Source organism: Pseudoalteromonas sp. BZA4, assembly GCF_040104395.1.
Classification (GTDB): Bacteria; Pseudomonadota; Gammaproteobacteria; order Enterobacterales; family Alteromonadaceae; genus Pseudoalteromonas.
In genome coordinates this window covers 55,106-70,420 of record NZ_JBECOT010000007.1, presented here as the reverse complement: position 1 = coordinate 70,420, position 15,315 = coordinate 55,106, and the positions used below count along the sequence as shown (strand labels likewise).

Here is a 15,315-nt window from a genome sequence, read left to right as displayed (position 1 = left end):
ATGTGGGGAAAAGTACTCGGTTTTTGTTTTGGCTTTATGTTTGGCAAATTTATAGGAGCCTTACTGGGCCTATACCTAGGCCATATGTTCGATCGCAGCTTAAAACAAGACTTTGATAAAGCAGGTGGTTTTTCTGGTTTGTTTAAAGGCGATGATATTAACGAGCGCCAAGCACTTTTCTTTTCTAGCTGTTTTGCGGTGATGGGGCATATCGCCAAATCGAATGGTCGCGTTAGTGAAACGCATATTCGTGCTGCAAGTCTGTTTATGGACGAAATGGGCTTATCGGGTGATGAGCGCAGAGAAGCACAAGATGCCTTTCGTAGTGGTAAAGAAAGCGACTTTTCATTAAAAGAAACCGTTCATGACTTTAAAGAGCGCTTTGCTCGACGCCATGATTTATTGCAACTGTTTCTCGAAATACAAATCCAAATGGCCTTTTCTGATGGCCACCTTGCAGAGCAAGAAAAGCAGCTATTGCAAGAGGTGAGCAAGCAGTTAGGTATTTCACGTACTCAGTTCGCATTTTTATTAAAACGCTACCAAGCCGAATTTGCATTTCGTCAGCAACAACAGCGTTTTTATGAACAGCAGCGTCAACAAAGCCAGCAAAATCGCAGCAGTCATAGTGAACAAAGAGGGCACAGTGTGCCACCGAATAATGGTATGAATCGCGCCCAAGCGTTGGCTCTTTTAGGCTTAAACAGTGATGCTTCTGCGAGAGATATTAAAGTAGCCTATCGAAAGCTCATGGCTCAGCATCACCCCGATAAGCTGGTATCGCAAGGTTTACCAAAACATATGATGGAAGTTGCGGTAAAGAAAAGCCAAGATATTCAAGCGGCTTATGAGTATTTAAAAAAGGCGGCGTAAAAAGCCGTCTACCTCTTTAAGCAGCCGCTGGTGCTGCTCAGGCTCTGAAGGCACACCAAATAACTCTCTTTGTCGGTAGTCATATTTAGCGTGTTTTCTTACCCAGCGTTTTCTGTCTCTAACACTTTGCAGGGTGTCAGGGTTACCCTCGCTGTAAAAAATATCCAGTAACGGTGGGCTGATAGTTGAAAGCGTCGCATTGAGATGCTGGTTACGAACACTGTTAGGTAAATAACTACCTAGGCTAATAAAAGCGTTTAGTTCGTTATTTGGAAAGCTAGCATAATGCTCAATCAATAGCCCCGCACTGGCACCTTGTGCCACCACAATAATATTGCCGCCTTCATCCATTGCACTGTTATACAAGGCATTGAATCTGGCAATTAGCTTTAATTTGTAATCATCAAGCACGGCTTCACTGATATTGGGCTCACCCGTAACAAAATGCGGCGCTTGTTGCGTTTGGGCTGGTGGAGCAGAAGCTGCTTGCTCATCGCTTTGTTCAACAGTTTGTGTTGACTCAGGTTCAGAGCTTTCAGGTGGCTCGGGCGTTGTCATATCAACAGGGTGCCAATCAATGTCAGGCATGGTCATGGCAAGGGTTGCATAGCCAATTTCGTTTAACTGCTTGCGCAAAAAGTTAATACCAGCATTATTAGTGGGTAAGTGCTGCCAATCAGGAATGATTAGCACAATTCCGCGTTGACTCGCTGCCATCGATTGACGATATAAGCTAATGAACTCATCTTCACCGGCAAGCAGAGTGCGTACTTCATCGCTTGGTAAAAAGCGTTGCATATCGTTAGTGACCAAACTTGACCAAGGGGTGGGTTTAATAAAATCGGCAGCATTCACATTGCCCATGAACGCAAAACAGGCTGCGTAAAGTAAGCGATGTGCGGGTTTTAAATTCATGCCGATATTACCTGAGTCTTTAATTAAATCAGTTATTGATTAGCTATCGGCAGTATTTATTAAATATTTAGCGAATTGTCTTAAAACTCAGGTGCTGCTTCAAAAATCAATGTTTCACCGCTGGCTGGGTGAGCTAAGGTTAGCATTTCGGCATGCAGTTGTAAGCGAGGAGCCATGGCGAATGCCTCGGGGTGAGCATACAGCTTATCGCCTAAAATAGGGTGACCCAATGACAGCATATGCACACGTAGTTGGTGAGAACGCCCAGTAATTGGGGTCAGCTCAACACGAGTCGCATTCTGTTCATACTCAAGCACTTTAAAGTGGGTTAATGACGGTTTGCCATTATCGTGATCAACCATTTGCTTTGGTCGGTTCGGCCAATCACAAATAAGTGGCAAATCTACCGATCCAGTTTCTTGCTCAAGCTTACCAAATACACGAGCAATGTAGCGTTTCGCGGTTTTTCTATCTTGAAACTGAATGCTTAAATTACGATGCGCTTCTTTGTGCATAGCTAAACAAATAATGCCAGAGGTAGCCATATCAAGGCGATGAACAATTTTTGCCGTTGGAAAAACGCGGTTAATACGAGCAATAAGGCAGTCAGCGTGTTTTGGGTCTTTTCCCGGCACAGTAAGTAAACCACTTGGTTTATTCACAATAAGCAAGTCATCGTCTTGATAAACAATACTTAAATAAGGTGTCATAGGGGGATTATAATTGAGTAACACAGCCAGCCTCGATGATATGCAAGGGCGCTATTTTAAAGGAGTATGAGCGCATACACAATGCCAGTGCTGGTTTTCGAGTAGCAGCTGAGATACAGTAAATTCAGCTATGGAGATTAAATAAAAGGACAAGTGAATGTTTCGCCTTGGTTTAATTCGCAGTAAACCTTGTACACGTTGTGGCTTAGAAGTTAATGACCTTGAGCCTGAATGCCCGCACTGTAAAGGTTTTTCAGACCTACAAGCAGTATATTTGAAGCAAGCTTACAAAGACGATTTAATACAAAGAAACAAAAGCTTAGCTAAGTTATTTTGCAAGCTAGCGGCAGTGGCCGTAATTATTACCCTAGTGGTGTTTTTTGCATAAAAAACGCGATGTGAAAGCACATCGCGTTTGTGGTTTTGAGTTTAGCGCTTCAACGTTAGTGCGAAACGACAATTAAACGAATTGCATCCAGTTTAACTTGGGCTTTTTCGATGTAAGTAGTGAGTTCACTACGTTGCTTATCAAAGAAGCTCAGTTCTTCATCACGAATATTCGGGTTGATCTGCTTAAGAGCTGTTAAACGAGCTTGCTCTTCACCGAGTGCAGTTTGCATTTTCTCTAGTGATTCAGCGCGTAGTGTTTCAAGCTTGGTTTGTGCCATGCCTTGCGCACTAGTGATCATTGGGTGAATGGCACTTTGTAGCGCGCTGGCTAATTTACTTGCCGTTTGGCGACCAACCGCTGATAACTGTTTATTGAAAGCATCAAAAGCAACATTATCAGCCAGATTGTTACTGCCCTTATCTAATAAGATACGAATAGGCGTTGGTGGCAAGAAGCGGCCAACTTGAAGTGCTTTAGGCGCCATCGCCTCCGCAATGAAAATAAGCTCAACAAAGAAGGTGCCAGCAGGTAGCTTTTTGTTTTTCAGTAACGCCACAGAGGCAGTACCAAAGTCATCATCACAAATCATGTCTAGGCTGCCTTGCACCATTGGGTGGTCCCAACTGATGAAATGGGCGTCTTCTTGCGAAAGCGAGGTGCTGCGATCAAACGTTACTGTGATGCCATCATCTTTTAAGCATGGGAAAGATGGATTTAGCATGTGCTCAGTTGGTTTTAAGATAATGGTATTTTCACCTTTATCTTCTTGGCTTACCCCAAAGGTGTCGAACACATTGATCATATAACTTGGTAGCGTGAATTGATCGTCTAATTCTTCGATATCAGCTACAAGGCTTTCTGCTCGGCCTTGGCCACTTGAATGCAGCTCTAGTAAGCGGTCACGACCACTTTCCATTTGCTTACGAAGCTTGGCATTTTGACCTGCAACTTGTTCTAGTAGTGGGTCTAGCTCTTCTTCGTCGCAATTGTGTGCACCAATAAACTCAAGTAGTTCTTCGCCATACTCTTTATAAAGCATTTGCCCTGTTGTCGAGGTTGTTTCAAACGCATCTAAGCCTTCGTTGTACCAACGAAGTAACACTTCTTGTGCGGTGTTTTCAAAATACGGCACATGAATGTTTACGTCTTGAGTTTGACCAATACGGTCAAGACGACCAATACGTTGCTCAAGTAAGTCTGGGTTTAGTGGTAAATCAAACAATACTAAGTGATGCGAGAATTGGAAGTTACGACCTTCAGAACCAATTTCAGAACAAAGTAGAATTTGCGCGCTGTCGTATTCATCGGCAAAGTAAGCCGCTGCACGGTCACGTTCAACAATCGACATGCCTTCGTGGAAAACAGAGGCTTTAATTGCTTCACGCTCACGTAAAATCTGTTCTAGGCTAAGTGCGGTTTCGGCTTTAGCACAGATAAGTAGTACTTTTTCGTGTTTAAGGGTTTTTAAGGTTTCGATTAACCAATCAACACGTGGGTCAAATGCCCCCCAGCTAGCATTTTCACCTTCAAACTCTTGGAAGATCTTTTCAGGGAATAGAGCGCGAAGTGCCGTTAGTTCAGCATTTTGAATGCCGCCCATGTTACCCAGTACCGACATCGCCGTTTTATATTGTTTTGGCATTGCCATAGGGTATGCATGAAGCTTACGGCTTGGGTAACCATCAATACCGCTGCGGCTATTTCTAAATAAAATACGACCCGTACCATGGCGGTCCAGCAGCATTGATAAAATTTCGTTGCGCGCCGTTTCATCACCTTGCTCCGCTTTCGCTAAAAGGTCAGTAATGTCGGTTTCTTTTAATAGCTCTTTTAATGTAGCACGAGATGCATCATCAAGGCCTTGTTCCCCCAGTAATTGATTAGCAGCTTCAGCAACCTCTTTGTAATTACTTTCTTCTTCAACAAACGCATCGTAGTCGTAGAAACGATCTGGGTCGAGTAATTGTAAGCGGGCAAAGTGACTGCGGTGACCAAGTTGATCTGGCGTTGCAGTTAATAAGATAAGGCCCGGAATGTCTTGGCTTAACTCTGCCATGCGTTGGTATTCAGTGCTTGGCTTACCATTATTGATACTTAAATGGTGCGCTTCATCAACAACCAATAAATCCCAATCAGCTAGGGTTGCTTGCTCAAACCAGCGTTTTTTCTTGCTTAAGAACTCAAGGCTAGTAAGTACTAACTGTTCTGTTTCGAATACGTTTGGTGAGTCTGCAAATGCTTCATCACAACGCTCTTCATCAAAGATTGAAAAACGTAAGTTAAAGCGGCGTAGCATTTCGACTAACCACTGATGCTGTAAGTTTTCAGGCACAACAATCAATACACGGCTAGCTCGGCCACTGATGATCTGTTGATGTAAAATCATACCTGCTTCAATGGTTTTACCTAAACCTACTTCATCAGAAAGTAATACGCGTGGTGCAAAACGTTTACCTACTTCTTGTGCAATATAAAGCTGATGCGGAATAAGGTTTGCACGCTGACCAATTAAACCTTTTAAGGGAGATTGTTGGCGCTCAAACTGGTGCTGCCAAGTTTGGTAGCGCAGCGTATAGCGGTCAAAACGGTCCACTTGGCCTGCAAATAAGCGGTCTTGTGGTTTATTGAATTTGATAAAGTGATCTAAAAAGGTTTCTTTTAACTGCGCTTTTTCACCATTATCAACGCGAATGCCGTGATAGCATAGTAACTCGCCTTGCTCTTCAACAGACTCAACTTCTAATTCCCACTCTTCAACGCTGCGAATAATATCACCTGGATTAAATGCGACACGAGTAACAGGCGCTTCTGTTAAAGAATAAACTCTGTTTTCTCCACTGGCTGGAAATAAAATGCTGACCTGACGGCCTTCAAGGGCAACAACGGTGCCTAATCCTAAATCTGACTCAGTATCACTGATCCAACGCTGACCTAAGGAAAAATTCATGTATGTCTCGTCTATGAAGAAAAAAGGCGGCTATGTTACCTGTAACGCCATGCTACTTCAAGGCAGTAAACTCGCCGCGCACAATTAAATTTAGTCAACCTTTTTAAGCCATTATTAATGGTAAAAATTGTATGTATTTTAACCAGTTAAATAATTGTATATTTGTTTGTCATAAAAAGGACTTTTGTCGTAAATAGACTAAACTGAGTATATACCTGACGAATAAACCATAGCTTCATCCGCCGCTTGTTTAGTTTATTGGGTATAGCATAAAAATCATAAAACGTAAGGAAAGTGCTATGGAAAAAGCTTCGAACCTTGATAGTAAAATGTATGTGCTCGATACCAATGTATTACTCCACGAACCCCTCGCTTATTTATCTTTCCAAGAACATGATGTTGTTATCCCCATGACAGTATTAGAAGAGCTCGACCACATTAAAGACAGGAAACATGACGTTAGCCGTGACGCCCGTGTTGCTATTCGTGGTTTAGATGAAGTGCTAAAGGACGCTTCGCCAGAGCAAATGTTGCAGGGTGTCGCGCTCCCTAGTAACAAAAAGGCTAAAACAGAATCTCGTGGCCGCTTAATTATCGTTAATGACCATTTATTTGCAGACAGTATTTCGGGTTTACCTGGCAACGAAAACGACCACCGCATCATCAATTGTGCTGTTCATTTACAGAAGCAACACAGCGATAGCAAGGTGGTGCTTGTCACTAAAGACATAAATATGCGCCTCAAAGCGAAAGGGGCAGGCCTTAAATTTGTTGAAGACTACAGAACAGACCAATTAATTGACGACATTGCTTTGCTTACTAGCGGCTATAAAAAAATTGAAGGTGATTTTTGGCAACAGGTTGGAGAATGCGAAACAGAGCAGCAAGGCCGAGATACCTATCATCATGTGGCAAAGAGCACGATTAGCGATGTGTTCTGTAATGAATATATTTTAGATGAAAGCGACCACTTTGCGGCTCGAGTAACAAGCTACGATGATAAACAAATTACTTTAAAGGATATCAGTGTTGAGCGCTTGATGAGCCATACCGCTTGGGGCGTTAAGCCAAAAAATGTTTATCAAGGGATGGCACTTGATGCGCTACTTGACCCAAGTATTGAATTGGTGATTTTAACTGGCCCGGCAGGCTGTGGTAAAACCTTACTCGCTCTTGCCAGTGCCCTCGAAATGATTATTGAAAAAGGCATTTACGATAAAGTGATTGTCACTCGTAATACCCCAGAAATTGCTGAATCGATAGGCTTTTTACCGGGTACTGAAGAAGAGAAAATGGCGCCTTGGTTAGCTGCTATTACCGATACGTTAGAAGTGCTGCATAAAGGAGATGAGAATCCAATTTCAAGCCGTAATTACATTATGGAAAAAGCCAACGTACAGTTTAAATCGGTAAACTTTATGCGTGGTCGTAGTATTCAAAACGCGGTTGTTATTTTGGATGAAAGTCAAAACTTAACTGCTTCACAACTGAAGACCATTATTACTCGCTGCGGCGAAGGCACTAAACTCATTTGCTCAGGTAACCTAGCGCAAATTGATAGTAATTACCTCACGCCAGTTACCTCAGGCTTAACTTATATTGTTGAACGTTTTAAAGATTTTCAGGGCAGTGCCACCGTTAACTTAAACGGTGTGGTACGTAGCCGCTTAGCCAGCTTTGCTGAAGAAAATTTATAACTTGCCAGTATTCCTATGCCTCGTTAACCTAGCTGTTATCGAGGTAAGGTACTTATAAGCCAGTGAATTTTTTACCGTTAAAGCATTACTATCGCTCTTTAGCAGTGGCACTTATTGTGCCACTGCTGGTGGCGTTTTTTTTGTGTTTACACCTATATAATTTAAAACTTGAGCGGGCGATAGAAAGCAGGCAAAACGGTTTTGATAATATATCAGCTCAGCTTAGCCATGCTATGAGTGCCGCAGATGGCCTTATAGACACCATGTTCAAGCTTTACGAGCAGCCACTTTCTTATGATTTTGATCCTAGTTGGGCACGCAATGTGAACCAGTTTGATCACTATTATTACCAAAGTGTTGGTGATGGAGTGGGGGAGGTTGTCGGGCAAGGAAAGTTTGCCTCAACCGCTTATGCAATTAATCAATGGCGACGAGTTATTGCCCTCGGCCCGTCTTTTAATACCACGCTGTCGCTTATTCAATCTTTAGAGGCGGTTGCTTATGTTAATGAGCAAGGCTTTGTTTATATTAAGCGCCGTAGCACAGCAAAAAGTGAATTTCTGACCAGCGTGTTAGATAACAAATTTCGACCTTTATCAATAAATAGCAACAAACTTGCTTCGAGCTCTGTATTGACGATTAATGGTCATGCCTACTTTGCTATTGGCAAGCAACGAGCTGCCAATAGTCGTGATTACATCGTGTTGATTTATGACCTTAAAGCAATTTCTAACTGGTTAAAAAAAATAGCGCCTAACTATGGTGAGTATATTTTTATCAACCAAGATAACCAAGTTATTGCCAGCTCAAAAACAGCACTTAATACTGCCATTAGTGCTAGCGAGCATTGGCCGAATGTCGCTGTAGATATGAGCAAGAATAACCACAGTCATTTAGTGCAAGAAGCAACCAACTTACCTATTTACACTCGTTTCTATGAATCAAAGCAAGCCCTGAGTGAACCGGTAGGCTACGACATTTTTTTAGAATTCGCATTTTTGAGTGTGTTTTTAGTGATGATGTTCAGCGCTGTTTTTTGGTTAAGTCAGCGTATTTTTGTAAAACCAATGACACACTTAATGAATTATCTTGAGCAGCATGATGAAGGCAAACAAGCGTTAGTTCATTATCGTATTCCTGTTGATTGGCAGCCTTGGTTCAGCCGTGTGAAAAAGGTGTTTAGCCGTAATGAAGAGCTCGTTCAGTCGTTACAAGAGGCAAATAAAGCGCTTGATTCGCAAGTACAGGTAAAATCAAAACAATTACGCCGTAGTATTGATGCGAAAGAGCGTCACTTAGCGCTATTAAATACCATGCTCAATAACGTACCGGATCTAATTTATTTTAAGGATATTGATGGTTCATTTTTAGGCTGTAATAAGGCGTATGAGCGCTATATCGGCTTGCCACAAGAGAAGTTAGTTGGGCAGCAATTATGTGATATTAGCGATGATAATGGCGAGTTAAACGAGCTTGAAAAGCAAGTACTCAAAGATCGCCAAGCTTATCAAAAAAGATTGACCACAGAAGATAACAGTTATCTGTTTAGCATCGTGCCATTTTATAACGAGCATCAGCAATTTCTCGGCACCATGGCGATTGGTCGTGATATTACCGAGCAGCATAATGCGCTCAATGCATTACAAAGCTCCGAAGCAAAATTACGTAGCGCCATGGAGTATGCTGCAAATGGGGTGCTGTTGGTATCGCTTGACGATCAGGTGCTGCAAGCAAATAAAGCGGCACGTAAAATCTTTGCAATTGAAAACGCCAATGAGCTCAAATTAATAGACTTATTTGCTGAGGCGTCTTATCAGACGTTAAAAAATACCCTGACAGAGCTGTTGCATGAGAAGAAAAAAGTTTATCACTTTAGTCTTGAGCAGCAAGAACTACAGCGCTGGCTACAAATTAGTGTGTCATTAGTTTGGAATGCTGAGCAAACCCCTGATTACTATGTTGTTCATGTACAGGATGTGACGGATTTAGTAAAAGCAAAAGATGACGCAGAGCGGGCTACATTAGCTAAGAGCCGCTTCATTGCAAACCTTAGTCATGAAATACGCACACCACTCAATGCTGTACTAGGCTTAATTGACGTGATTGCATTGCAAGGTTTAACACAGCCGCAGCGTAATCATGCCGAACAAGCAAAATCAGCAGCCAATAGCTTGCTTACTTTATTGAATCGTATGCTCGACTTTGCCCGCGCTGAAAGCTCGCAAGTACAACTTAATAAAGCCCCTTTTAGCGTACCTGACTTAATCGACTACTGTCAGGGAATAACAGCCCCTTTATGCGCAAATAAAGATATCGAGTTTAAAGTCGAATGCGATAAAAGCATTAGCGATAACTTAGTGGGTGATCAAATTTGCTTGCAGCAAGTACTGGCTAATTTACTGACCAACGCTGCCAAATTCACCGAACAAGGCACAGTGACATTAAACTTAATGCTGGTGGAAGAGTCAGCTGAGCAGCAACTCATTTGCTTTACTGTTAAAGACACCGGTATTGGTATTGGCAAGGCAGATCAAAGCCGCTTATTTGATGCATTTACTCAAGGTGATGAATCATTAACGCGCTCTCATCAGGGGGTTGGTTTAGGCTTAGCGATTGTTAAGTACGAAGTTGCGCTAATGGGAGGCGAAATTAAGCTGGAAAGCGAAAAAGGTAAAGGCAGTGAGTTTTGCTTTTGCTTACAGCTAGATAAAGCCGCGGAGCCTGTGAAAAAAGAGCTGGTTTCATTGCCTTCTAGTACTGATTTATCTGGCATGTTAGTGCTGGCTGTGGATGATAACCCGCTTAATTTAAGCATTATTAAAAGCATTTTAGAGCAAATTGATGTCACCGTTGTGTGTGCACATAGTGGTGAAAAAGGCATTGAGCTGGCAAATAGCTTAAGGCCCGATCTCATTTTTATGGATATTCAGATGCCAGAAATGGATGGTTGTCAGGCAACGCGTATTATTCGTCAGTCATTCACCAAAGAGCAAATGCCGATTTACGCACTCACAGCACACAGTGAAAGCGAAGATATTGAGCATTCAATCGCGGCGGGTATGAATAAGCATTTAACTAAACCGATTGTTGCTAGTAAGTTGTTTTTAGCAATGAGTGAACTTGATAACACAAAAGAAGTCTTTTTTGATCAAGCTTTTATACTGTCTCAGTTTGCAAACAATACTATGTTAGTATTAACTATGTTGTCGAAGTTTGCGACTATGGCAGCAGAGCAGTTATTACAAATCTCTACATTAAAAACTACCGATGAGTTGGTCCGTGTGGTTCATAATGTAAAAGGGTCAGCCGGAAATCTCGGTTTTAAGCGATTGTCAGCGTGCGCTCAGCAATGTGAAGCTAAGCTTAAAGCAGATGGCGAACTTTCCGAACAATTAATTGATGAGTTGCAATGCCAAATAAAACAGGTTATTGCCTTTATCATCGAACAAGGATCTACTGATGTTGAAAAGAGCCAAGGTACTGATTGTTGATGACGATCCGTTAAACCGCTTGGTATTAGAAAAAACATTAAAGCAAGACTATGATGTTTTTTGTGTTGAGAGTGGCGAAAAAGCACTGACGTTTCTAAAAACACAAAGTGTGGATCTGTTGATCTTGGATATTGTAATGCCAGGAATCGACGGCTATGAAGTACTCAACAAATTAAAAGAAAACGCAACGACAAGCATGCTACCGGTAATCTTTATCTCGGCAAATACTAGCCATGATGATGAAGCTAAAGGGTTAGAATTAGGGGCGATGGATTACATCACCAAACCTTTTAGTGCAGCGATCGTTCGTGCACGTGTGCGCAATCAATTAATGATCAAACAAAAAAATGACTTGCTTGAAATGCTCGCCTCAATTGATGGCCTAACAGAGATCCCAAACCGACGTTATTTAGATGAAAACTTAGCGCGAGAGTGGCGTCGTTGTCGTCGTGATCAAACACCATTATCAGTATTATTAATGGATGTTGATCACTTTAAACGTTACAACGATTGTTATGGTCACCGAGCAGGCGATGATTGTTTAAAACAAATTGCTCATGCCTTAGTTGGAGCATGTGAGCGAGGTAGTGACTTTGTTGCTCGTTATGGCGGTGAAGAGTTTGCAGCAGTACTTCCAAATACCTCTGCAAAAGAAGCTATGTCGTTTGCAAACAAATTACGTAATGCCGTTAATGAGTTAAATATTCCGCATAAAGCGTCACTAAATGCCGACCATGTCACAATTAGTATTGGTATTGCGACCACGGAAAATGGCCAGGTGTATGCAGAGCAAACATTACTTGAAGAAGCTGATTTAGGTCTTTATCAGGCAAAAGATGCTGGGCGTGATCAGATAGTATCGAGAATGATAGCGGTGAGTGAACATAAGTAGGCAATAGCTGCCTACTTACAGAATTTAAATATGTAAGCTAGCCATTGCTAAGTGATTTATAAATCGTATCACCCACACCGATTAACTTATCATTTTTAAAAACTAGTGGTGTACATTCGTCTTTAGTCATCTTGCCATCAGAGTGAATACTATGGGTTGCATAGAATAATACTTGGTACACATCATCACCCTGCTTTAATAACTCGGTAAAGTTAGGAGTATTTAGTTTGTTTAATACAGTTTGGTAGCTGGTATCTAATGCAAGATTAGAAATCACTTCACGGTTATTTTTATGCTGTTGCTGCCAGCTAGATGAGCTTCCCGCCCAATGTGTATCGGCTTCGCCGTCAGAAACAGCAATGACACAACCAGTTAAAAATGGTGCAGTTAGCGCGGCAATTAGAAGTGCTTTTTTCATGTTATTTTATCCCGAAGAAATTGTTTTATAGTTATTCACTTAATAGCAAACTGCTTGCCAAACTTATAAATTACAACTAAATCAATTGGTTACGTTGTTTTTAGTCAATGGGCTAAGTAATAAATTGCTAACTACTTAGCTCTATTGACTAATAAGTTGCGGTTTAGACCAACCTGTTACGTGCTTCGCCTTGATTAAATGCCTGGATATTTAATGCAATTTCGTTAACTAGGCGCACGATAGATTCTTGGCTGGCCCATGCGATATGTGGGGTCAGTAATAAGTTTGCACCTTTGTATAGTGCCAGCGGGTTTTCTTGCTCTGCAGGTTCTTTACTGAGTACATCAACACCGGCTCCGGCAATAATATTATTAGCTAATGCATCAGCTAAATCGGCTTCATTGATGATCCCACCGCGAGCAGTATTAATAATGATAGCTGACGGTTTCATCATGCTTAATTCTGCCGCAGCGATTTGGTTGCGTGTTTCATCAGTTAGCGGGCAGTGAACACTAATGATATCGGCTGTGGTTAAGGCATCATTGAAACTAACACGACCTTCACGAGGCGTTTGGCCTTTTCGTTCACTAATGATGACATTGGCACCAAAGGCGCGTGCTACATCGGAAACGGCTTTACCCAGTGAGCCATAGCCAACAATAGCCAGTGTTTTGCCGGCAATTTCATTAAAGCTGTAATCTAAACGGCAAAACATAGGGCTTTGCTGCCATAAGCCTTGCTGGCAATCATTAATGTATCTGTGAGTATTGCCCAGTAAATTAGTGATGAGAGTAAAGGTATGCTGCACCACACTCGGTGTTGAATAGCCCGCTACATTTGTCACTGCGATGTTATGCTCTTTGGCTGCTACCAAATCAATATTGTTAGTCCCTGTCGCTGCAACGCATATTAATTTTAAATTAGGTAATTTGCTCATGGCGTTATGATCAATCACCACTTTATTACTGATAACGATATCGGCATCTTGGCAGCGCTCAACAACCTGTTCTTGAGCGGTTAAATCGTAACAGGTTAACTTACCTAATTGCGCTAAGGCATCTAACGAAGTGTTGGCTAATGTCGCTGCATCAAGGACAGTAATATTCATGTGCTTTCCTTTTTTAATTTATTGCTTGACCTTGGGGTGTACTCCAAGGTTTATAGTGAGCATAATAAATAAACGCTTCACAATGGAGACGGTGATGAAAATAGGTGAGTTTGCCCGTCAGTTGGGTGTCTCAACAGATACGCTACGGTACTACGAAAAGCATGGTTTGTTAACGCCTAGTTCGCGTTCAGACGTGGGATATCGTTTTTATTCTGAGAATGACTATAAACAAATGGCGTTTATTCTCAGAGCAAAGAATGTTGGTTTTAGTCTGGCTGAGATTAAAGAGCTACTGCAAATTAAGTTTCATAAAGATCAGCATTCTTGTCATGAAGTTAAAGAGATGACGTTACAAAAACGTGATCTCGTTGCACAACGAATTGCAGAGCTTACTCGCTTTTATGACTCACTTTCATTATTAGCAGATAAATGTTGTGGCGGAGAAGAACCTGCTGAAAACTGCTCAATACTAACGACGCTGGAGGATATCGATGGACTTACTCAATAATTTTTGGCATCTGTTTTTACTCTCAGCGCCTTGGTTAATGCTGGGCTTATTCATAGCAGGTCTTCTCAATGTGTATTTGCCTGCTAACTTTCTTAACCGGCATTTAGGCAAAGAAGGGTTATGGACCACAGTTAAAGCAGCCTTTATTGGTGCCCCAATGCCCTTGTGCTCATGTGGTGTGATCCCTGCGGCCATTGGTTTAAGAAGGGCAGGAGCGTCAAAAAGTGCTACCACAGCATTTTTAGTTTCAACCCCTGAAACTGGGGTCGATTCGGTTTCGGTTTCTTATGTGTTACTAGGTCCATTTATGGCGGTGATACGTCCTATTGCCGCCGTGTGTAGTGCCATTGTGGCCGGTGTCTTAGTAGGGAAAGACAGTGAACTTCATAAAGTGCAAAGTTCAGAATCAGATGAAAAAGACTTAGAATCAACATCTTGTTGTAGCAGTAAACAGCTTGAGCCTGTGACTACAGCGAGTTGTTGTAGCAAAGAGGCATCTACTAAGCCCGCACAAAGTTGTTGTAGTAAGCAATCACCTCAAGAACTTGAGCCTGCTAAAACAACAAGTTGTTGTAGTAGCAAGGAATCGCAACCAACACAGGAGCCGCAACACAGTTGCGCAACTGAAAAAGCAGCACCTTCGCAGAAAAGCTGTTGCAGCACTGAGCAGTCAACTAAAGTCGTTGAAAGTCGTTTTAGCAAACTGAAACGCGCGGTGAGCTTTAGTTGTAACAAGCTGCTTGAAGACACCATGATTTGGCTAATGATCGGTTTATTTTTTGCTGCTCTAGTTCAAACTTATGTACCAGAATCTTATTTAAGCCAATGGGGTAATGGCATTCTGGCGATGCTGGTGGTTATTTTAATCAGTATTCCTATGTATATTTGTGCTACTGCATCGACACCTATCGCGGCAGGCTTATTACTCAGTGGTGTGTCTCCGGGGGCGGTGTTGGTGTTTATGTTGGCAGGGCCGGCAACCAACATTGCAACGCTTGGTGTGGTTGGAAAAGAGCTTGGCAAGCGTGCGGTATTTGCCTACTTAATAGGAGTGATTGGCACGGCGCTGGCATTTGGCTTTTTAACCGATTATTTAGTGGCGCAATATGGTTTTGTGGTGGCGCCGATGATGGGCGAAGAGCATGAAGTCCTACCACATTGGTTAAGCCTTGGGGCAGGTATTGCGTTGGCAATTTTAATGCTTAGATTACTGCTAAAAATGGTATTAAAAAAGGCGTCGCAAACTGGTAAGAGCATTGCTTAATTGTTTGTTATAAAAATATATTTTCTACATTAATTGGCATTTAATTTGGTTAACTATCGCGTCTCGGTTCGCATTTAAAATTGCCTGAGTTATAATCCGCC

Annotated in this window: 12 protein-coding genes; 7 read left to right on the top strand and 5 right to left on the bottom strand. The window is 42.0% G+C overall.

The window, feature by feature from the left end:
- Positions 1 to 873, top strand: a complete 873-nt coding sequence (gene djlA, locus ABMY41_RS04815) for a co-chaperone DjlA (protein WP_062566162.1) — start codon at positions 1 to 3, stop codon at positions 871 to 873.
- Here the strand turns inward: djlA and ABMY41_RS04810 are convergent.
- Complete coding sequence (locus ABMY41_RS04810; protein WP_349274258.1) at positions 856 to 1,788, bottom strand: DUF3530 family protein; 933 nt, start codon at positions 1,786 to 1,788, stop codon at positions 856 to 858. The two genes, djlA and ABMY41_RS04810, sit on opposite strands and share 18 nt — an antisense overlap.
- An 80-nt stretch (positions 1,789 to 1,868) precedes the next feature.
- Complete coding sequence (gene rluA, locus ABMY41_RS04805) at positions 1,869 to 2,522, bottom strand: bifunctional tRNA pseudouridine(32) synthase/23S rRNA pseudouridine(746) synthase RluA (RefSeq protein ID WP_082401641.1); 654 nt, start codon at positions 2,520 to 2,522, stop codon at positions 1,869 to 1,871.
- A 133-nt stretch (positions 2,523 to 2,655) separates the two neighbouring features.
- Between rluA and ABMY41_RS04800 the strand changes: the two genes are divergently transcribed.
- On the top strand, positions 2,656 to 2,886 hold the full coding sequence (locus tag ABMY41_RS04800) for a hypothetical protein (protein ID WP_058586608.1): 231 nt from the start codon (positions 2,656 to 2,658) through the stop codon (positions 2,884 to 2,886).
- 55 nt (positions 2,887 to 2,941) lie between these two features.
- On the opposite strand, the gene rapA is transcribed toward ABMY41_RS04800, so the two are convergent.
- Positions 2,942 to 5,836, bottom strand: a complete 2,895-nt coding sequence (gene rapA / locus ABMY41_RS04795; protein ID WP_349274257.1) for an RNA polymerase-associated protein RapA — start codon at positions 5,834 to 5,836, stop codon at positions 2,942 to 2,944.
- A gap of 299 nt (positions 5,837 to 6,135) precedes the next feature.
- Between rapA and ABMY41_RS04790 the strand changes: the two genes are divergently transcribed.
- The 3 genes from ABMY41_RS04790 (at position 6,136) to ABMY41_RS04780 (ending at position 11,916) form a co-directional block, all read left to right on the top strand.
- The gene (locus ABMY41_RS04790) at positions 6,136 to 7,533 is read left to right on the top strand and encodes a PhoH family protein (protein ID WP_175078662.1); all 1,398 of its coding nucleotides are present in this window, start codon (positions 6,136 to 6,138) and stop codon (positions 7,531 to 7,533) included.
- Positions 7,534 to 7,595: 62 nt separating this feature from the next.
- Positions 7,596 to 11,024 carry a response regulator gene (locus tag ABMY41_RS04785; RefSeq protein WP_349274256.1) on the top strand — a complete coding sequence of 1,143 codons (3,429 nt, stop codon included), beginning with the start codon at positions 7,596 to 7,598 and terminating at the stop codon, positions 11,022 to 11,024.
- Positions 10,993 to 11,916 carry a diguanylate cyclase gene (locus ABMY41_RS04780; RefSeq protein ID WP_349274255.1) on the top strand — a complete coding sequence of 308 codons (924 nt, stop codon included), beginning with the start codon at positions 10,993 to 10,995 and terminating at the stop codon, positions 11,914 to 11,916. Before ABMY41_RS04785 ends, ABMY41_RS04780 begins: the two co-directional genes overlap by 32 nt.
- Positions 11,917 to 11,953: 37 nt before the next feature.
- On the opposite strand, the gene ABMY41_RS04775 is transcribed toward ABMY41_RS04780, so the two are convergent.
- On the bottom strand, positions 11,954 to 12,334 hold the full coding sequence (locus ABMY41_RS04775; protein ID WP_063702046.1) for a DUF3192 domain-containing protein: 381 nt from the start codon (positions 12,332 to 12,334) through the stop codon (positions 11,954 to 11,956).
- A 163-nt stretch (positions 12,335 to 12,497) separates the two neighbouring features.
- Entirely contained in the window at positions 12,498 to 13,442 is a 945-nt protein-coding gene (locus ABMY41_RS04770; RefSeq protein ID WP_349274254.1) for a D-2-hydroxyacid dehydrogenase, read from the bottom strand.
- A gap of 94 nt (positions 13,443 to 13,536) precedes the next feature.
- Between ABMY41_RS04770 and zntR the strand changes: the two genes are divergently transcribed.
- Both zntR and ABMY41_RS04760 read left to right on the top strand, forming a co-directional pair.
- Entirely contained in the window at positions 13,537 to 13,950 is a 414-nt protein-coding gene (zntR, locus tag ABMY41_RS04765) for a Zn(2+)-responsive transcriptional regulator (RefSeq protein ID WP_082874003.1), read from the top strand.
- Positions 13,934 to 15,214: an SO_0444 family Cu/Zn efflux transporter gene (locus ABMY41_RS04760; protein WP_349274253.1), complete on the top strand. Its 1,281-nt coding sequence runs from the start codon at positions 13,934 to 13,936 to the stop codon at positions 15,212 to 15,214. Before zntR ends, ABMY41_RS04760 begins: the two co-directional genes overlap by 17 nt.
- Positions 15,215 to 15,315 lie beyond the last annotated feature (101 nt).